The following is a 19,052-nucleotide window of genomic DNA, read 5'->3' on the forward strand; positions in this document are numbered from 1 at the left end:
GATTTCCAGCGTCGCCGACCAATCCACATTGAGCGGTCGGACCACGGCCGAAATTCTGTTCACGATTGGGGACAAAGAAACTCCTGACTCACTGACGGTCTCGCCTTCGTCCTCAAAAAAGGCGTTGGTTCCGGATAGCAACATCGTTCTCGGCGGTAGCGGATCGAATCGAACCGTGGCCATTACACCGGCCCCGGGCCAAGCGGGTAGCGCGATGATTACGCTCACGGTAACTGACTCCAGTCCGAGCCCACTGAGTGCCGAAACCAGCTTCACGCTGACGGTGATCCCGCCTCCACCTCCGAGCATGGAGGTTCGTGGTGATTTTAACCGCGACGGAATGGCCGATGTGGTCTTCCAAGCGAGTGATGGCTCCCTCGCCGCCTGGCTGATGAACGGCCTGGACATGATGGCTGCGGGTTTTCTGGAACCGAGCAACGTGGGCGACCTCAGTTATCGCCTCGCTGCCAGCGGCGACTTCAACGAGGATGGACAGGAGGATCTGGTCTTCCAGCGCTCGGATGGAACGCTGGCGGCGTGGTTTATGGATGGTACTCGTCAGGTGAAAATCGCGCTGTTTGATCCCAGTCCCGAAGGTCCGGCTTGGAAAGTTGTTGCAGCCGCCGACTTCGATAATGACCTCAAGCCTGATCTTGTGCTGCAATCCTCCGACGGACGCATCGAGGTGTGGTTCATGGACGGAACTAGGCGCACCCGCCGGGCTTTGACGGAGCCGAGCAGCGGCGGAGCCAGTTGGAGAGTCGTCGGAGTGAATGACCTTAATTCTGACGGCCAACCGGACCTGATCTTTCAGCATTCGGACGGAAGTCTGGCTGCCTGGTACTTGGACGGAGTAGTGGCGCGTCCGGGTGTAAAAATCAATCCGGGCCATCCGGGCGATTCCAATCTTCGAGTCGTCAGCACTGCGGACCGGAACGAGGACGGCAAACCCGATCTGCTTTTCCAGCATAGCATCGATGGAAGTCTGAAGGTCTGGATTATGGACGGGATAAACCTCAGAAGATCAGCCGCTCTGAACCCCGCGTCTGCCGGCGGAAATTGGCAGGTTGGTGCTCCAAGATAAATGGAATAAGCCGGAGCCTGCGCGCGCTGAGGTATGCTAGTCCAGGCCGCTGGCGAGTTTAGCGCGGCGGAGGACTTGTTGAGCAACGGCTCTTGCCCGAATGGCCCCTTCACGCAAGACCTGATTGACGTAATCCAGATTGGCCTGGAGTTCCGAGCGGCGCGCGCGCGCCGCGGCGAAGAAACTCCAATAGTGCTCGAACAGCGCCTTCTTCAAGTCCCCGTAGCCAAAGCCGCCCGTGCGCAAACGTTCTTCAATCTCCTTGGCGACAAATTCGGGCGCGACGAGTTTGAGCAATTGAATCGCCACGTTCTTCTCGGCGTCCGGCTTCGGGTCCGTCACAGGACGGCTGTCCATCACGATGCTCATGATCTTCTTGCGGAGGGCTTTCTCCTCGCCAAAAATTTCAATCGTGTTCCCGTAACTTTTGCTCATCTTCTGGCCGTCGGTCCCCGGCACCACCGCGACCTCGTCCCGAATTCGAGGCTCCGGAATGACGAAAGTGGTGCCGTATTGCTCGTTGAACTTGATCGCGATGTCACGCGTCACTTCGACGTGCTGCTTTTGATCGCGGCCCACCGGAACCACATTCGAGTCGTAAATCAAGATGTCCGACGCCATGAGCACCGGATACGAGAAGAGGCCGTGGCTTGCACTCAGGCCTTTGGCGATTTTGTCTTTGTAGCTGTGGCATCGCTCGAGCAGGCCCATGGGCGTCACTGTGCTGAGCAGCCAGGTCAATTCCGTGACTTCGGGAACATCGGATTGCCGGAAAAAGACGGACTTCTTCGGGTCCAACCCACAGGCGAGAAAATCCAGCGCCACGTCGAGCGTGTTTCGCCTTCGTTCCGCCGCGTCGAAGAGCGAAGTCATCGAGTGGTAATTGGCAATGAAGTAATATGCCTCGCCCTGCTCCTGGAGCTCGATGGCCGGCTTCATCATCCCGAAATAATTTCCGAGATGCAGCGCGCCGGACGGTTGGATGCCCGATAAAATTCGCATGGCGCGGAAAGTAACCGGGAATTGCAGCAACAGAAAAGGAGGAAATGGGAATCCTCGGAGCACGTGACACGAATTTCACGAATTTCACGAATTTAAAACCGAGAGGAATTCAGCCGCGAGAGAGCGCAAAGAGCGCAGCGCCGCTGCCGCCGCAACCAAATCGTTACAACGTTAAATGGGTTAAATCGGTTGAATGGAAAAAACTTGCCCGAGCCGCTGAGACTTTTGTGGATAGCACTACACGGCTTTCTCGCAGACCGTGGTGCGAAAAAGTGGCTTCGCAGCCCTTACAGAAGAGAACAAAGAAAGCGTCCTGCTGTTGATCAGTCGCTGGCCTGCGCCGGGCGAAAGAGGAGGCGGGCGTAGAGGTAAGCGATGGTTTCGTCCAGGACATCGCGCACGCCTTCGCTCGTGGTCCACCAGCGCTTTCCATCGTACCGCAAATCCGTGCCGACAATGACACCGACCTCCGCCTTGCCTTGCAGCGCCATTTGATAGAGCAACCAGGTTCTTCGCGCGTGCGGGCCGCGGGTGAACACATTCAGGGAGCGGGCTGAGTTCCCGGACTTAGCCAGCCAAGCCCGCAAGGCCAGCGCGGCGGTGTAGGTTCGGTTTCTCAAGGCCTCGCCGCTCGGAACCGGCACGACTTTCTCTTCCGGCCAGCCGTTCTTGAGCAGGATCGTCCGCGTCAGGTCGGCGTAGTTCTTGTACTCGGACAAAGCTTCGCCCTTCAGCATGGGATTTCCAGTGACGACGAGAAGTTTGTACCCGCCCCGATCAAACTCCGTCCGCAACTCCGCAAGCGCGTAATCCGGCACCCAGCCTTCCACGACGAGCAGGTCAGCATTGATCGGCCGGTTTGTGGCAAGAAAAGGGAAGATGGATCGAACGCCAAGAAACAAAAGGGCCGCGATGGCCAGGATGCCGACGAGCCATCCTCGCCAGGTCAAACACCAGGTCTCTTTGCGTTGGATCAGGCCAAATTTCATAGTCGCGTGAGTTGTCCGGCCTGTTGACCAGACGTTCATGATTTGCCAATGCTCCAGAGTATCACCTCATCAGGAATTTGGAGTGCTGCCAAAAATTTCTTCAGATCAGCCTGCGGCTGCATGGAACACTCGTTTCCGACCAGTTCGGTTTTGTCAGAATGTGGCCCTCGAAGATAGGATCGCAAGGCGAATTGCTGGTCATCTTCGGTCGCCAGCAGCGCCGCATAAACGTAGTCGAGATCGTCCTTCGTCAGCTCGAATCTGATCCCTCTTAACTCGGAAAGTGCTTGAGGCGACAAACTGAAAACGGCCAACTCCTTTGCGAGGCCGAACTCCATATCGCCCAAATGCAATTGCTTAAAACGAAATCCCATCTTGTTTCTTGATTTCAACTTCTCATCCAGCTCTGGAGCAACCTTGAGAATGTCCGGAGCCAAGTGTATCGATGTTCTTCATTGCTAGCAACGCAACGCATTGCGCCACGCAACACGCAACTCGGTTTGACCTGTCGGCGTTTTTCCCCCAACCTCAGCGCATGGCGAATTCGTTCGGCCACCTGTTCCGCATCACCACCTGGGGCGAATCTCACGGAGGCGGCGTTGGCGTGATCGTGGACGGTTGTCCTCCGCGGCTCGAATTGAGTGTGGCGGACATTCAACCCGACCTGGACCGCCGCCGGCCCGGACAATCCAAAATCGTGTCGCCCCGGAAGGAAGCCGATCTTGTCGAGATTCTATCGGGTGTCTTCGAGGGCAAAACGCTAGGCACGCCGATTTGTCTGTGGGTGAAGAACGAAGACGCGCGGCCCGAAGCGTACGCGGAGATGGAAGCCAAGTTTCGCCCGTCGCACGCGGATTACACTTACTTCGCGAAATTTGGGACGCGCGATTGGCGCGGCGGCGGACGCACCAGCGCGCGCGAGACGATTGGGCGCGTTGCCGCGGGCGCCATCGCGAAGAAGATTTTGCGGCAACGCTTCGGAGTGGAAGTTCTCGCTTACGTGAAACAGGTCCAGCGGCTCGTCGCCGAGGTCCATCCGGAAAGTGTCCAAACAAAGGATGTCGAAGCCAATATTGTTCGCTGTCCGGATCAGGCCGTCGCAGAACAAATGATCCAATTGATCGAGGAGATGCGGAAAGCAGGCGACAGCGTCGGAGGCATTGTGGAAGGCGTGGCGCGCGGCGTGCCGCCAGGCTGGGGCGAACCGGTGTTCGATCGGCTGGAAGCGGATTTGGGCAAAGCGATGTTGAGCCTGCCCGCATCCAAAGGGTTCGACATCGGCTCGGGTTTCGCCGGCATTTTGATGACCGGGACGCAGCACAACGATCCGTTCCGCGCCCAAGGCGGCAAGGTTATCACAAAGACGAACTTCTCCGGCGGCGTGCAAGGCGGGATCTCGAATGGCCAAACGATTTACTTCCGCGTCGCGTTCAAGCCGGTGGCGACGGTCATGCACGAACAGGAAACTGTCGATGCCGAATTCAAGAACACGACGTTGAAGGCGCGAGGCCGACACGATCCGTGCGTGTTGCCGCGTGCGGTTCCCATGGTGGAAGCGATGACGGCGCTGGTGCTGGTGGATCACGCGTTGCGGCATCAGGCACAGTGTGGAAGTTGAAGAAGTTGAGAGGGGTTTGGGTTGAGAGTTGAGAGAAGTTGAGAGAAGGAGAATTCGCGACAATCCGGGAAATTCGTGGCAAACTTCGAACCTGCCTATGAACCGACGAAACTTCATCCAGACGGGTTCCTGCTTCGCCCTCGGCGCTGCCGCTGTATCCCGATTCTCCTGGCCCGCCGAAAGCGCCGAACCGCTGCCTTCGCCGCCCCGGCTGAATTTTCAGGACGAAGCCAGCAAACTCAAGATCACCGGCGTCCGGATGGTTCGTCCGCGTCCGAAGCGGCCCTTGCTTGCTTACAAACCCGCGCCGGGCTCATGGTCCACCGGCGGCTCCGAGGTGGCCAATCCGATGTCGATTTACCCCAAATACAAAGCCCAGCGGAGTTTGTTCATGGCGGGCGATCTGGGGCCGGACGCGGTCGAAATCACCACGGACAAAGGCGTGACCGGGATCGGGTACGGCGGGCCGGGCGCGGCGTTCGTCATCGAGAAACATCTTACTAAACTGCTGCTCGGCGAAGACCCGTTCGATGTCGAGCGGCTTTGGGACATCATGTGGCGCTCGACGCTTTACTACGGACGCAAGGGGCTGGTCGTTCACGCGATCAGCGCGGTCGATAACGCCCTTTGGGATGTGATTGGCAAAGCGCTTGGGATGCCCGTTTACAAACTCCTTGGGGGAGCGACCAAGGAACGAATCCCCGCTTACTGCACGGGCAATGACATCGAGCAACATGCCGAGTTCGGCTACAAAAAGATCAAGCTGGCCGTGCCGTACGGTCCGGCGGATGGCCGCGACGGAATGAAGAAAAACGTCGCTCTGGTCCGGCGCACACGGGAGTTGCTCGGACCGGACGGCGAAATCATGCTCGATTGCTGGATGGCTCTGACCGAGCGTTACACGATCGAGTTCGCCCAGATGCTCGAACCGTATCGCGTCTATTGGATGGAGGAATGTTTGCCGCCCGATGACTACGATGGCTTCAGGCGATTAAATGAGGCGATTGATTCGACGCGCATGGCGACCGGCGAGCACGAGTACACCCGTTACGGATTCCGCCAACTGCTCGAATACAAAGCGGCGGACATCTGGCAGCCGGACATGAACTGGTGCGGCGGGTTGACCGAATTGCGGCGCATCGCGGCGCTGGCTGCGGCTTACGATATCCCGGTCATTCCGCACGGCGGCTGGCGAGGCGGCGCGCCGCATTTCATTTTTGCCACGACGAACAGTCCGTGGTGCGAAATGTTCCTTCCGGCGCCCGGTGGTCCGCCGGAAGTTTACAGGCGATTCGAGGAAGACAACCAGATCACGCGCGGCCCGGAAGGCATCTACATGCGGCCTTCGGACAGACCGGGGTTCGGATGGGAACTGGAGGTGTAGTCGTGCCGCGGTGGATGTCACAGGCGGCTGTTCGCCAGGCAAGCTAACCACGGATCACACAGATTACACGGATGACGGGAAACCGGGGAGAGTTCCTTATCCGCGTCATTTTGCCGGGAGCGCCGACATCCTTGCCGGCGAATCCTGTTGTCTTTCAGCAGCCTGACACGCCAGCGGGGACGCCGGCACTCCCAGAGCCGCAAAATGAGAATCGCTGATCCGTGACCCGTGACCTTGACCTGTTTTCTCGGGTCTGCCACAAAGGCGACCATGAATCTTCTTCCCTCACTCGCCTGGTCCATTTGTGCCGGGGCAATCACGGCGTCGGCGGCCGATTACGTCGTCCACTCTTTCAAAAAACTTCATCTGGAGAAATATTACTGGAGCGAAGGCGCGAACTTCGGCGACCTCAATCGCGATGGCCGGCCGGACGCGATCTCCGGCCCGTACTGGTGGGAAGGGCCGGACTTTGCGAAGCGCCATGAGATTTACCCGGCGAAGACGACTTTCAAGGTGATGAAGGACGGCGCGGAGGAAACGCTCCCCGGCTTCGAAGGGGTGTTCGGCAAAAAGAACGCCTATTCCACCGACAATTTTTTCTCCTTCGTTTACGACTTCAACGGCGACGGCTGGAATGACGTGCTCACCTACGGACTCCCCGGCACTCCCGCTTACCTCTACCTCAACCCGCAAGGCAAGGCTCGGCATTGGGAGCGGCATCCGGTGCTCGATGCCGTGGACAATGAATCGCCCACGTTCGCCGACCTGACCGGCGACGGGAAACCTGAGATCGTCTGCAACTTCGGAGGCAACTTCGGTTTTGCGTCGCCGGACTGGCGCAACGTGACCGCGAAGTGGCCGTTCACCGCGATCTCCAGCGGAGGCAACTGGCAACGCTTCACTCACGGCCTGGGCATTGGCGACGTGAATGGCGATGGACGGCTTGATTTTCTTTACAAGGACGGTTGGTGGGAACAGCCGAGCTCACGCGAGACCGCTTCCCCCTGGATGCGCCATCCTGCGGCGTTCAGCCCCGGCGGCGGCGCGCAGATGTTCACCTATGACGTCAACGGCGACGGTTTGAACGACGTGGTCACGAGCCTCGCGGCACATGGGTATGGTCTCGGTTGGTACGAACAACTCCGCGAGAAGGACGCGGGCGGGCACGCGCAATTCAAGGCGCACGTCTTCATGAACAAGGAGCCAGGCGAAAATCGCTACGGCGTGGCCTTCTCCCAGCTTCACGCGGTGGAATTGGTCGATGTGGATGGCGACGGCCTCAAGGACATTGTCACCGGCAAATGCTTCTGGGCGCACGGCCCGACCGGCGATCCGGATCCGGGCGCGCCGGCAGTGCTTTATTGGTTCCGGCTCGTCCGCGGCCCAGGCGGCCAGGTGGATTGGGCGCCGCATCTGATCGACAACGATTCCGGTGTGGGCCGGCAAATCGGCGTCGCGGACGTGAACGGCGATGGCCGGCCCGAGTTCATCATCGGCAACAAAAAGGGGACGTTCGTTTTCCGGCACGAAACACGGAAGGTTTCCCGCGAGGAATGGACCCGAGCGCAGCCGCCGGTGAAGTTCTCTTCGGCTGGGGACAAAGAGTTGAAGCCGAACGAAGTCATCCAGCGCACGGGTCCGCCGCGCGAGCCGCAGCCGGCAAAATAGCCTCCAAGTCTAACCCGCGGCGCGCGCTTTGAGTCTTCCCAGCATTTGTTTGCCTTCAGAATTCAAAGACGGAAAGATCTCCATACCCTCCGCAACGGCCAGCGCTTTGAGCGCCTGATCGAAGGACAGCAACCGGGTTGCTCCGGAGAGCTTTGCTGAAGCAAGGATGGCGATGTCGAATGTGCCCAACACAGCGCGGTGCGAATAGCGCGCGAACAATTCAAAGGCATCGCGCCGGAGAAAATCCCAGTTCATCGGGTCCAGGTAAATCAGGCGATTGAAATCGGCCAGGAACCGGCGCCATTCTTCCGGATCGGGTTCCTTGGCCGTCCTGGAAAAAACGTTTCGCGCCTCCAAATAAACGATGTGGGAGATGGCCAGTTGCCCGCCCTGCCTTCGCATGAACCGTTGGGCGGTCGCTTCGCGCGCTTGCTGCTCGGGTTCCGGAGACTCGAAGTAGAGCGCCTCCAGCCAATTCGTGTCGGCAAAGTTCATCGGCCAGCGCGCCGGACTTCGTCAGCCGTGTAACGAAACTTACGCCGCGGCCGGCGGAAATGCGCGTCCCAATCGGGTGCGGGCTGGTCCAAAGCCTGATCGATCAGCCCATTGATCCAGCGATTCAGGTTGCCTCCAGACTTTTTGAGCAACTCGGATTTGGGACGCGTCAATCGGACGGTGACAGTTTCAGTCATACGCGTCTTGTACCACACGGTGTCTCCGTGTCAATTCGTGTTCCCGTGGAAAGCACCCTGGCCCCGGTGCCGGGCACGCGGCCCTTGACCCCTTGGAATTGCCCCAAACCGGCTCGGGAGGGAAGGGTGAGAGGGTCGGTTGCCGCGAAATAGGATCGGCTGAGCATCGACGGCCTGGTATTTCCTGGTAGCCGTTGTGGCCGTTGTCTGTGGTGTCAATATTTCGCCCTGTATGGTAATTTTGCACTCCGATGACACGCGCCTGGCTGCTGATTGTCTCTTTTCTTCTGGTCGCTTCACCAGCGAGGTTGCCTGCGGCCGCGGTGGACTATCTCCGAGAGGTCAAACCTCTTCTTCAGGAGCGGTGTTACGCCTGCCACGGAGCGCTCAAACAAAAGAAGGCGTTACGGCTCGACACCGTGGCGTCGATGCTGAAAGGAGGCGCCGACGGGCCGGTGATTCTGCGCGGTGATCCACGTCAAAGCCTCCTCATCCAACGCGTCACTGCGACCCATCTCGATGACCGCATGCCGCCCGAGCACGAAGGCGAACCGTTATCGCCTGCGCAAGTGAAGCTGCTCAGCGACTGGATTGCCGCCGGTGCGCCGGCGCCGAACCATGAAGAAGGGGAAGCCGACCCAAAAGACCATTGGGCTTTTCGTCCCTGCGTCCGCCCTCCGGCGCCGGTCGATAGCAATCCGGCGTGGGTGAGAAATCCCATCGACGCCTTCATCGCGCAGCAACACGCGCGGCGCGGCCTCAGACCGCAGGTTGAAGCGCCGCGCGAGGTGTTGCTGCGAAGGCTCTACCTGGACCTCATCGGGCTGCCACCCGCCGCGGAAGAAATCGCGGCCGCAAGTCAGGGTCCTCCGAGCCGTTGGTATGAAGATACCGCCCAACGCTTGCTCCATGACCCACGCCATGGCGAACGTTGGGCGCGTCATTGGATGGACATCTGGCGCTACAGCGATTGGTGGGGCCTTGGGGACCAACTCCGCAACAGTCAGAAGCACATCTGGCATTGGCGGGACTGGATCATCGAGTCGCTCAACTCCGACACGCCCTACGACGAGATGGTGAGGTGGATGCTGGCCGCCGATGAGCTCCACCCGAACGACCTCGGCAAACTCCGCGCCACCGGTTTCCTCGCGCGAAATTACTTTCTCTTCAACCGCAATCAGTGGCTCGAAGAAACCGTGGAGCACGTCAGCAAGAGTCTGCTCGGACTAACGATGAACTGCGCGAAATGCCACGACCACAAATACGATCCCATTTCCCAGACCGACTTCTACCGGATGCGCGCATTCTTCGAGCCTTATCATGTCCGGCTCGACGTGCTGCCCGGTGAAGCAGATCTGACGAAGGATGGCATCCCGCGAATCTTCGACGGCCTGCTCAACGCGCCCACGTATCGTTTTATTCGCGGTCAAGAGACTCAGCCCGATAAATCCGCGGTCATCGCTCCGGGAGTGCCCGGACTGCTCGCTTTCAGGGAGTTCAAGGTGCAGCCCGTGTCGTTGCCGGTTGAAGCCTACCAGCCGGAACGCCGGGCTTGGGTGATGGAGACGTATCTGGCTCCGGCCCGAAAGAAACTGCAAGCGGCGCAAGAGCCGATTCCCAGATTGAAACAGACCTTGGCTGGCGCACTTCGACAAGAAGCGGACCTGCTCGCCCCCATTGTAGGGATGGCTTCCAGCCTGCCGGTTCCCGAGGCGTCCTCGCCCCGTGATCGGAGCCGCTCGACGCCACTCGAACCGGCCAACAGGATCTCTGACCCAGATCTCCGAACCGGCTCTGCGGCGTTGGCCGCAAGTCAGACCCCGAGTTCAGCTACTTTGACGCGCGACCGGGCCCGGATGGCTGTTGAGGAAGCGCGAGGCGCGTTGCACGTCGCCGAGTCCACTCTGGCGTTCGCGAAAGCGGATCTCGCCAGCCTGGAGCGCCGAGCCGAGGCAATGCAGGCTTCATGGGTCCGAACTGCTCGCAAGCAGGATGACGCCGAGTTTGCGGCCGTCGAGCATGAAAAGAGGATCGCGGCGCTGAAAGCTGAGCGAGAAGCGTCCACCGCCAAAGCCCGGCTGACACTGGCCGAAGCCGAGCGCCGCTTGCAGAAGGCCGCCGAAGACAAGAAGGAGTCCATTGAGAAAGAGATCAAGCAAGCCCGGGAAGCGGTTACCAAAGCCATCAAAACCGCCGAGGCTCCCGTCAAACCTGAAGATCAATACACCCAATTGGCCGGCGCGCAATGGACGCCCACACGCTTTCTTAACTCGACGGCGGACGATCCGATCGTGAAATTCGCGGCCGAGAGCAGCGGACGCCGAAAGGCGCTCGCGGAGTGGATCACCGACCGGCGGCACCCGCTCACGGCGCGCGTGGCGGTCAATCATATTTGGACGCGGCATTTCGGCACGCCGCTGGTCTCCACGATCTTTGATTTCGGTCGCAAAGGCGCGGCTCCGGCGCATCCCGAACTGCTCGATTGGCTCGCTGCCGAATTGATCGAGAGCGGCTGGAGCATGAAACATCTGCATCGCCTGATCGTTACGTCTGCCGCCTACCGTATGTCTTCGTCGCTCGCCGGAAGCGAGTCCAACGCCGCAAGGGACCCGGAGAATGTGTACCTTTGGCGGCGCAATCCCATCCGCCTCGAAGCGGAAGTGGTGCGCGACTCGATCCTCTCGCTTGCCGGAACCCTCGATTCGGGCATCGGCGGCCCGCCCGTGAGCGCGGCGAGTCAGGAAAACTCGAAACGTCGAAGCCTGTACTTCTTCCACTCGAACAATGAGCGCAATCTGTTCCTCACAACCTTCGATGGCGCGGGCGTCAAGGAATGTTACCGCCGTGATCAAAGCATCGTGCCGCAACAGGCCTTGGCGCTGACGAACAGCAAACTCGTGTTGGATGCCGCCACCCACATCGCCGCGCGTCTGTCTCACGACCGGGAATCCGGCCCGATCCTGGCAGACGATGCCGCCTTCGTGCGCCGAGCGTTTTTGGAAATGCTCTCCCTTGTCGCTTCCGATGCCGAAGTCGCCCTGAGCCGAAACGCATTGGCGAAATGGCGCGAGCTTGAACCGAATTCCTCCCGCGCGCATGAGACCGCGCGTTCGCGCCTGGTTTGGGCGCTTCTCAATCACCATGACTTCGTGACCCTGCGTTGAAACAACTATGAGCAACTGCCTCCATCCTCGCTGCCGCCCGATCAACCGCCGAGTCTTCCTCGCCGACCTCGGCATGGGATTTACCGGGCTGGCGCTCGGAGCGATGCTGCACCGCGAGGCCTTTGGAAACGGCGCGGCGTGGCCGCCACCGACCGGACTCCCGCACTTCACGCCCCAGGCGAAAAGTGTCATCTGGCTGTTCATGAACGGCGGCGTCAGTCACGTGGAGAGTTTCGATCCGAAGCCAATGCTCACGAGGTACGGCGGCAAAACCATTGCCGAAACGCCCTTCGCCGACGCGCAGAATCCCCAGAAGCTCGCCATCGAACGGCTCGTCGTTCCCGACGCCAACGGCAATCAGCGCAACACGCTTTATCCGCTGCAAGTCGGCTTTAAGAAACACGGCCAGAGCGGCATCGAAGTGAGCGACTGGTTCCCGCACATCGCGCGCCAGGTGGATCGCCTGGCGATTGTTCGCTCGATGTGGACGACGGACAGCAATCACGGCGCACAGACGCAATTTCATTCCGGCCGCAACATGCTCGACGGTGAGTTTCCCACGCTTGGGGCGTGGGTTCACTACGGTCTAGGCTCGCTCAATGACAACTTGCCGCAGTTCATTTCCATCGGCACGCGCGAATATTGGAACAAGAAGGACGGGTTCTATCTCGGCCCGGCGCACGACGCCGTCCCGCTGCGCATCGATCCCAAGAACCCGCTCGACTTTGGCCAGCCCGAACGGCCCTTTTCTGCTGAAGCGCAGAGCATAGGCCGCGATTTGGTGCGCGAACTGAACGCCTTGCGCGGTGTCGAGTATCCGAACGATCCCGCTCTCGCCGCGCGCGTCGCTTCCTATGAACTCGCCTTCCGCATGCAGCACTCGGTGCCCGACGTTTTGGATTACACCAAAGAATCGGAAGAGACGAAGACGCTTTACGGTCTCGATTTGCCGCACTGCCGTGAGTTCGGTTCGCAGCTTCTCGCCGCCCGGCGTTTGGTGGAACGCGGCGTGCGATTCATTCAGATTCAGCATGGCGGCGGCGGCGCGGGAGCCTGGGATGCGCACAGCGGTCTCAAGGCCAATCACTCGAAGCTCGCGCTCGCAGTGGATCAACCGATCGGGGCGTTACTCCAGGATCTCGACGCGCGCGGACTGCTTGACGAAACGCTGGTCGTGTTCGCGACGGAGTTTGGCCGGACGCCCGGTTCGCAAGGTTCCGATGGCCGCGATCATCACATCTTCGGATTCAGCGTCTGGATGGCCGGGGGCGGACTGAAAGGCGGCGTGACACACGGCGCCACCGACGAGATCGGTTTTCACGCCGTTGAGAACCGGCATTATGTCACCGATATCCACGCGACGATTCTGCGCCAACTCGGTCTCGATTCGCGCAAGCTTGAGGTTCCCGGACGCAAGCGTCTGGAAATCGACCACGGAAAGCCAATCCGCGAGATCATGGCGTAACCGCGAAGAGAGAAACCGCAGAGGGACGCCGAGAAACGCAGATCCAATTGGGAACAATCGGTCGCCTTGCCGGTGAACCCGGTTCAGTTTATTGGCCATCTCTGGATTGACGCCACTCCGTGGGTGCGTTTAAGTCGCGTTCATGTTCACCCAGACGCTCATTGGCCGCGCCCACAACCGCCTTGCCCTCGCAACCGCCGTTTTCTTTCCGCTTTTGCTCCCGCGCCCGGAAGCCGCCGAACCCCTTTGGAAGAAGCATGTCGTCCATCAAGGTTTTCCGTGCATGACTGCGGTCGCCGGAGATTTCACGAAAGACAGGAAACCCGATGTCATCGCGAATAGCGGGAACAGGACGCGGCTTTTTGTAGGACCCACCTGGAAGGAAATCGTGCTCGATGCAACTCCCGGCCACGATTTCATTCATTCCGAGACTTTCGACGTGGACGGAGACGGCGATCTGGATTTCATCGGCGCGCGTTACCAACCGGGTTTGATTATCTGGCTCGAACAACCGGATCATCCGCTTACCGATCCCTGGCCGTTGCGCACCGCCAGCAAAGCGCTCAACGGCATCCATGGCCTGTTGAAGGGCGATGTCAACCGCGATGGGCGGATTGATTTGATCGCAAACAGCGCGCAACCCAAAGACACGCCATTCCCGGAATCGCTCCTCTGGCTGGCCGTGCCAAAAAATCCGCGCACCGCCTTAAACTGGGAGCCTCACGTATTCGCCGACCAAGACGCTCCCGGCCTCAGCCACTACCTGGGTTTCGGCGATGTCAACGGAGACGGCCGCCCGGATGCCGCGACTGGAGCCAAAGGAAGCCCGTCTCCCGTCGGCAACTACTTTGCCTGGTGGGAAGCGCCTGAAGACCCGGCCAAAGCCTGGAAGAAACACGTCATCGCCGAGAAGCAAATGGGCGCGACCAACATTCATCCGGGTGATGTCAACCAGGATGGGAAAGCCGATTTCATTGCCAGCCGCGGGCACGGCAACGGCGTGGTCTGGTTTGAAGCTCCTTCGTGGCGAGAACACCCCATTCATCCGACCCTGAAAGAACCCCATTCTCTCATCGTTCTCGACCTGGATGGCGATGGGGATCTCGATGCGGCCACCTGCGCTTACGGCGACAAGCAAGCCTGGTGGTTCGAAAACGATGGAAAGGGAAAGTTCACGAATCATCTCGTCGCCAACGACCAGGAGGCTTACGACATCCGCGCGTTTGACATGGACCAGGACGGGGACCTGGATCTGGTGATCGCCGGTCGCGCCAGCAACAACGTCGCCTGGTACGAGAATCCGCGCCGATAAGATTGACCGCATCTTTGAGTTTTCGCTGCGACAGGCGGCGATTGTCTATTCGGGGATCCCCCTCGCCGTGACGGGCGGCGTGCTGGCGCTCTGGCTGCGCGGGATGCCGTTCGGCATCACCTAGGCCTAGGGTGGTGAGACCGAGAACCCTTCTAAACGGTGTAAGAAACGCGGGATCGCCTGGCGGCAAGCCAATCGACTCCGGCCGATTGCGTACTTTACGGAACGGGGCTGGACACTATGGCACCAGCCTACGCCACGAGACGTCAACCTCGATGAAACCCTACCGACTGGAAAGCCGGATGCGGGAAAACCGCCTGTTTGGTTTGGCGGGAGGGGGGAGCGGCAAACCGCTCTCCCTACCCCGATCTTTCGCGAACAGACTCTGGCCTGGAGTGTCAAAAAGGTCTTCTGCTCAAGCCGGAGATCGCGCCCGGCCTCCGTTACCTGGGCGAAGATTGGTCCGCTTACGAGAAACCGTACGAAGCGAAGAACGAGCCGACTTCGGAAGAGGCCAGTCGATTCATTCAATTCATCAAAGCGGCGACCCTCACCGACGAGGAAACGTTCCGCAGCCTGGTGGACGAATTCATGGACGTGAACCAATTCCTCCGTTTCCTGGCCGTCACCGTGGCCATCGCGGACCTGGATAGCGCCTTGAGCATGGGCCACAATTTTTATCTGTTCCAGCCGGCGCCTCCCAAAACGATCGTGTGGATTCCCTGGGATCTGAACCTCTCTTTGGGTTCGTCCTCCGGCCAGCAAGGAATCGAATTGAGCATTCGCCATCCTTCACCGACCCACAACGGAATGATCGAATGGATTCTGAAAGACGAACAATGGTTCAGGATTTACACGGAACATCTGCGCGACATCCTGCGCGTGGCGTTCCGGGAAGACCGCCTCCTCGAACAGGTCGATAGGCTGCGCACCGCGGTTCGCGAACCCATCGCGCTCGAATCACGGCAAAGCCTCGCGCAATTTGAAAATGCAGTTCTTGGCAGCGGCGCGAACATTCCTCCGCCGGTCAATCAGATGGTGCGAGTGATCGGCCAGCCCGGAACCGCCGTGCAATTTGCCACGCGGACAATCCAAGGGGTCCAGCTTCCGCTGATCAAATGGCTCAAAGCACGAGGGGAATCGATTGCCGCGCAGTTGGAGGGGCGCTCGGCCGTCTTCGCCGGAATTCGTTTTCCCGGCCCGGGCGGCGAGCTCGCGAAGGAGTTTTTCCGAGACGCCGGCGCGAAGCCGGAAGAGAAGTTGTCCGGCCATGCGTTCAAAGAAGCGGTTCGGCAGCGTTTTCGGCAATGGGACACCGACCATAGCGGCACGCTGAGTCTGCCCGAGGTCGTTGCCGGCCTGGCCCCGGCCTCCGGTCCGCCCCCGCTGGCTTTCGCGATGGGGGCCCGCACCAGGCCGCGTGGCCCGCAGGACTTCATCGGTCCGCAGTGGCTGCGCCGCTTTGATCTCGACCGCAACGCCCTGCTTTCAACGGCCGAATGGGAAGCCGTCTTCGATCGCCAGTTTGGAGAATGGGACACGAACCGAGACGGACATCTCGAATCCGACGAACTCAGCCGCGGCCTCACTCACGCGCTGATGGCGTCGTCGGAGCCCATGATCCAAGGTGGGGCCGGAGATCCGCCGCGCCGTGTTCCTCCGGCCAGGCGGCGCTCCCGCCAAAACCGGAAGTTATTTTTGCACAGACCCTAAGCCGGAACAATTCAGTTGGAACTGGGGAGCACACGCGCCCTCGCCTGTCCCGACTGGCGTCTCGCCAGTCGGAGCGTCATTGAAACCATGGCACTGAGTGGGACGGTCCAGTTCGATTGAATGGGGCGGCGAGGGCGCCGACTCCAGCACGCGAGGCGCGTGCGCTCCCCATCCGTCCACTAATTCCCCAATTCCAAGCACGCCAGATTTACGGCTTGCACGGGAGCGCCGCGTCATGGGAAAAGCCGTCGGCACAACTTTCCTCGCTGACCCATGAAGATTGCGATTCTGACCAACGAGTACCCTCCCTACGTCTATGGCGGCGCCGGCGTGCATGTCGAGTATTTGACGCGCGAGCTGGCCGCGCTGGATGATCGCGCGCACACCGTCCAGATCTTTTGCTTTGGCGACCAGCACGAGCAGCGCGGCAATCTTTCGGTGGAAGGTGTGCAACCGAAGCTGAAACTCTCCGCGCACGATCCGCGGCATGAAAAATTTCTCGACACGATTCTCCGGGACATCGCGATGGCCGGGCTGGCGAAGGACGTCGATATCGTCCATTGCCACACGTGGTACAGCCATTTTGCCGGCTGCCTGGTCAAACAGCTCTCCGGAGCCAAGTTGGTACTCACAACGCATTCGCTGGAGCCGCATCGACCGTGGAAAGTCGAGCAGCTCGGCACGGCGTACAACGCCTCGAGCTGGATCGAGCGCACGGCCTATCAGAACGCCGACGGGGTGGTCGCGGTGTCGCATTCCATGAAAAAAAACGTGCACGAACTCTATAGAGTGCCGTCCGAAAAAATCCGCGTGATCCACAATGGAATCGATCTCAACCAGTATCGGCCCACGCCGAACGCCGAAACGCTCCGCGCGCAGGGCATCGATCCGGCGACACCGTACCTTTTGTTCGTAGGCCGGATCACGCGGCAAAAAGGGATTATCCATCTGGTCAACGCCATCAAGTATCTCCGTCCTGGGGTTCAAGTCGTGCTCTGCGCCGGCGCGCCCGACACGAAGGAGATCGGGAAAGAAATGGCCGAGAAAGTCGAGCGCGCACGGCATGAAACCGGAAACAGAATCATTTGGATCGCGGAAATGCTGCCCAAGGACAAGGTCATCCACCTCTACACGCATGCCACGATCTTCGTGTGCCCGTCGGTTTATGAGCCGTTCGGAATCATTAATCTGGAAGCCATGGCGTGCGAAACGCCTGTGGTGGCTTCCGCCGTTGGTGGAATTCCGGAAGTCGTGGAGCACGGGGAGACCGGCTTGCTCGTGACGCCCGAAGCCAGCAGTCCGACCGATGTCGAACCGTCGCACCCGGAACAATTCGCCCGCGACCTCGCCTCCGCCGTCAACTCGCTTTTGGAATCGCCGGACAAAATTCGGGCCATGGGACTCAAAGCCCGCCAGCGGGTGGAGCAGTCCTTTAGCTGGACCAGCATTGCGCGGAAGACGATGGATTTCTACAGCGAACTGAGGCGTGGGGCGTAAAACGTAAAACGTGGGGCGCGGCCATCCCTCCACATTGTTGAGGGGCAGCGGTGTTTTCTCAGCCAGCCACCGAACCGACCGACGATTTAGCTTTGTAACGATGTAACGCTTTAACGCTTCAACAACTTCGATGCGGCATGGCGACGCTGCTGGCGATGCGGATGGGGTTAGCCTGCCTTCCCTGGTTGCCCATCTCGGCGATGATCTGGCCTAAACGGCACAACGCTTTCTCCATCGCCTCGGACCACGGGCTGCCGCAGCTCAAGCGAATGCAATTCCGATACTTCTGCTTCGGCGAAAAAATCGGTCCGGGCGCAATGCCGATTCTCTCCGCCAGGGCGCGCTGGAACAACTCGAGCGAATCGACCCACGGCGGCAGTTCCACCCACAACACGTAACCGCCGGTCGGTCGGGTGACTTTCGTGCCGGCCGGAAAATATTTCGCAATCGCTTCGGTCCGATCAGGCTCGGGTCGTGGTTGGTTTGTAGGACTTCCATCACGAGATCGTTCACGCTGACACGCGTGGCGTGCGCCGCGGGTTGCGACTTCGCGGGTTCGGGCGGTTGCGACCAAAGACGCGGGCGAACGTAATAGCCGGACTGCGGGCGGGCTTTCAATCAGGCCTCGATTTTCCAGGACGCGGTAGGCTTGCGTCACAGTGGCGATGCTCAAATCCTCCTGACGGCTAAGCTGGCGCACAGAGGGAATCCTCTCGCCCGGACGCAGCGTCCCATGCTCGATCAATTCGCCGATCCGCAGCGCGAGTTGTTTGTAAAGTTTGTCGTAAGCTTCAGGATGCGGCGCCAAATGTGCGATGAGGCTTTCGGTAGCCATGGGGGAATCCTACGCTGCGGTCGTGTTTGCAACAGTTACACCAGAACGAACAATTGACCGGTACAGTTTCCGACTCGGCGCAACTGTTCCGGTGGAAATTTTTTTCTGCTCCATCTGTTCATCCTTTCCCTTCTGTCGCATCGTTCGGTTATGAAAATGACCAGTGTGTTCGACGAAACGATCGCCGTCTGCCGCAAGCCGGCGCAGTTCGAAATCGACCGTCCCACGAAAGCAGCCGCGCCAGCGCAGAACCATGTGCTCCCGCATAACCTTCGCGGCGGCGCCTGGGAAACGCTGGCTTTCCTCGGGCTCTGGTTGGGAGCGCTGGCGACCATGGGCTATTGTTTCGCGATCTTCCTCTCTCTAAGTGGTCCATTTCATAAATACGCTCACGTTCGCGGCAAGGGATTTTTCGGCCAGACGAGGCGCGAGCGACGAGCATATCCCGAAGTGGATCTGTAAGGAGCAAGCAACGAAGTCTGGCGAAAAAGAACTGCCGCCCTTAGAGCGTGTCCGAAAATTGCGCGGGGTCCTGCGGCGAGGGATTTTGGCTGTGGCCAAGGCGGCGAGGTCCGAGCATCCCCAACGCGGGCTGTAAGGACCGAGCCAACGCAGGCCACGGACAAAAG

At 59.8% G+C, this 19,052-nt stretch carries 14 protein-coding genes and 2 pseudogenes; 10 read left to right on the forward strand and 6 right to left on the reverse strand.

Features of this window, described 5'->3' with window-relative positions:
• Positions 1-214: 214 nt before the first annotated feature.
• Positions 215-1,084 (forward strand): VCBS repeat-containing protein, encoded by an 870-nt coding sequence (locus FJ398_14815; protein MBM3839208.1) that lies wholly within the window; start codon positions 215-217, stop codon positions 1,082-1,084.
• Positions 1,085-1,120: 36 nt separating this feature from the next.
• Here FJ398_14815 and trpS read toward each other — a convergent pair whose 3' ends face one another.
• The 3 genes from trpS to FJ398_14830 all read right to left on the reverse strand — a co-directional run bounded on the left by trpS (position 1,121) and on the right by FJ398_14830 (position 3,512).
• Positions 1,121-2,086, reverse strand: a complete 966-nt coding sequence (gene trpS, locus FJ398_14820) for a tryptophan--tRNA ligase (protein ID MBM3839209.1) — start codon at positions 2,084-2,086, stop codon at positions 1,121-1,123.
• Positions 2,087-2,409: 323 nt separating this feature from the next.
• Positions 2,410-3,114, reverse strand: a complete 705-nt coding sequence (locus tag FJ398_14825; GenBank protein MBM3839210.1) for a YdcF family protein — start codon at positions 3,112-3,114, stop codon at positions 2,410-2,412.
• On the reverse strand, positions 3,111-3,512 hold the full coding sequence (locus FJ398_14830) for a hypothetical protein (protein MBM3839211.1): 402 nt from the start codon (positions 3,510-3,512) through the stop codon (positions 3,111-3,113). Before FJ398_14830 ends, FJ398_14825 begins: the two co-directional genes overlap by 4 nt.
• Positions 3,513-3,610: 98 nt before the next feature.
• Here FJ398_14830 and aroC point away from each other — a divergent pair, with 98 nt between their 5' ends.
• The 3 genes from aroC (at position 3,611) to FJ398_14845 (ending at position 7,745) form a co-directional block, all read left to right on the forward strand.
• Positions 3,611-4,693, forward strand: coding sequence for a chorismate synthase (gene aroC / locus FJ398_14835; GenBank protein ID MBM3839212.1), 1,083 nt, complete (start codon positions 3,611-3,613; stop codon positions 4,691-4,693).
• 97 nt (positions 4,694-4,790) lie between these two features.
• Positions 4,791-6,077 (forward strand): L-rhamnonate dehydratase, encoded by a 1,287-nt coding sequence (locus tag FJ398_14840; GenBank protein MBM3839213.1) that lies wholly within the window; start codon positions 4,791-4,793, stop codon positions 6,075-6,077.
• A 270-nt stretch (positions 6,078-6,347) separates the two neighbouring features.
• Positions 6,348-7,745, forward strand: a complete 1,398-nt coding sequence (locus tag FJ398_14845; protein ID MBM3839214.1) for a VCBS repeat-containing protein — start codon at positions 6,348-6,350, stop codon at positions 7,743-7,745.
• A gap of 9 nt (positions 7,746-7,754) precedes the next feature.
• Here FJ398_14845 and FJ398_14850 read toward each other — a convergent pair whose 3' ends face one another.
• Both FJ398_14850 and FJ398_14855 read right to left on the reverse strand, forming a co-directional pair.
• Positions 7,755-8,240, reverse strand: a complete 486-nt coding sequence (locus tag FJ398_14850; protein MBM3839215.1) for a type II toxin-antitoxin system VapC family toxin — start codon at positions 8,238-8,240, stop codon at positions 7,755-7,757.
• Positions 8,237-8,437: a hypothetical protein gene (locus tag FJ398_14855; protein ID MBM3839216.1), complete on the reverse strand. Its 201-nt coding sequence runs from the start codon at positions 8,435-8,437 to the stop codon at positions 8,237-8,239. Before FJ398_14855 ends, FJ398_14850 begins: the two co-directional genes overlap by 4 nt.
• A gap of 251 nt (positions 8,438-8,688) precedes the next feature.
• Here FJ398_14855 and FJ398_14860 point away from each other — a divergent pair.
• The 5 genes and pseudogenes from FJ398_14860 (at position 8,689) to glgA (ending at position 17,588) form a co-directional block, all read left to right on the forward strand.
• A pseudogene (locus FJ398_14860) lies at positions 8,689-10,077 on the forward strand (DUF1549 domain-containing protein).
• 1,531 nt (positions 10,078-11,608) lie between these two features.
• Positions 11,609-13,066, forward strand: coding sequence for a DUF1501 domain-containing protein (locus FJ398_14865; protein ID MBM3839217.1), 1,458 nt, complete (start codon positions 11,609-11,611; stop codon positions 13,064-13,066).
• Positions 13,067-13,208: 142 nt separating this feature from the next.
• Complete coding sequence (locus FJ398_14870) at positions 13,209-14,378, forward strand: VCBS repeat-containing protein (GenBank protein ID MBM3839218.1); 1,170 nt, start codon at positions 13,209-13,211, stop codon at positions 14,376-14,378.
• A 321-nt stretch (positions 14,379-14,699) separates the two neighbouring features.
• Positions 14,700-16,091 (forward strand): hypothetical protein, encoded by a 1,392-nt coding sequence (locus FJ398_14875; GenBank protein MBM3839219.1) that lies wholly within the window; start codon positions 14,700-14,702, stop codon positions 16,089-16,091.
• A 273-nt stretch (positions 16,092-16,364) separates the two neighbouring features.
• Complete coding sequence (glgA, locus tag FJ398_14880; protein ID MBM3839220.1) at positions 16,365-17,588, forward strand: glycogen synthase; 1,224 nt, start codon at positions 16,365-16,367, stop codon at positions 17,586-17,588.
• A 261-nt stretch (positions 17,589-17,849) separates the two neighbouring features.
• On the opposite strand, the pseudogene FJ398_14885 reads toward glgA, so the two are convergent.
• A pseudogene (locus FJ398_14885) lies at positions 17,850-18,423 on the reverse strand (winged helix-turn-helix transcriptional regulator).
• A gap of 150 nt (positions 18,424-18,573) precedes the next feature.
• On the opposite strand from FJ398_14885, the gene FJ398_14890 reads away from it, so the two are divergent.
• Positions 18,574-18,885 (forward strand): hypothetical protein, encoded by a 312-nt coding sequence (locus FJ398_14890; protein ID MBM3839221.1) that lies wholly within the window; start codon positions 18,574-18,576, stop codon positions 18,883-18,885.
• The last annotated feature ends 167 nt before the right edge of the window (positions 18,886-19,052 follow it).

It is taken from the genome of Verrucomicrobiota bacterium (assembly GCA_016871535.1).
Taxonomy (GTDB): domain Bacteria; phylum Verrucomicrobiota; class Verrucomicrobiia; order Limisphaerales; family SIBE01; genus VHCZ01.

Bases quoted from the DNA above. Each gene is read 5' to 3' on its own strand.
- FJ398_14815 (MBM3839208.1), top strand. From the start codon at position 215: ATGATTACGCTCACGGTAACTGACTCCAGTCCGAGCCCACTGAGTGCC.
- trpS (MBM3839209.1), bottom strand. From the start codon at position 2,086: ATGCGAATTTTATCGGGCATCCAACCGTCCGGCGCGCTGCATCTCGGA.
- FJ398_14825 (MBM3839210.1), bottom strand. From the start codon at position 3,114: ATGAACGTCTGGTCAACAGGCCGGACAACTCACGCGACTATGAAATTT.
- aroC (MBM3839212.1), top strand. From the start codon at position 3,611: ATGGCGAATTCGTTCGGCCACCTGTTCCGCATCACCACCTGGGGCGAA.
- FJ398_14840 (MBM3839213.1), top strand. From the start codon at position 4,791: ATGAACCGACGAAACTTCATCCAGACGGGTTCCTGCTTCGCCCTCGGC.
- FJ398_14845 (MBM3839214.1), top strand. From the start codon at position 6,348: ATGAATCTTCTTCCCTCACTCGCCTGGTCCATTTGTGCCGGGGCAATC.
- FJ398_14850 (MBM3839215.1), bottom strand. From the start codon at position 8,240: ATGAACTTTGCCGACACGAATTGGCTGGAGGCGCTCTACTTCGAGTCT.
- FJ398_14855 (MBM3839216.1), bottom strand. From the start codon at position 8,437: ATGACTGAAACTGTCACCGTCCGATTGACGCGTCCCAAATCCGAGTTG.
- FJ398_14865 (MBM3839217.1), top strand. From the start codon at position 11,609: ATGAGCAACTGCCTCCATCCTCGCTGCCGCCCGATCAACCGCCGAGTC.
- FJ398_14870 (MBM3839218.1), top strand. From the start codon at position 13,209: ATGTTCACCCAGACGCTCATTGGCCGCGCCCACAACCGCCTTGCCCTC.
- glgA (MBM3839220.1), top strand. From the start codon at position 16,365: ATGAAGATTGCGATTCTGACCAACGAGTACCCTCCCTACGTCTATGGC.
- FJ398_14890 (MBM3839221.1), top strand. From the start codon at position 18,574: ATGAAAATGACCAGTGTGTTCGACGAAACGATCGCCGTCTGCCGCAAG.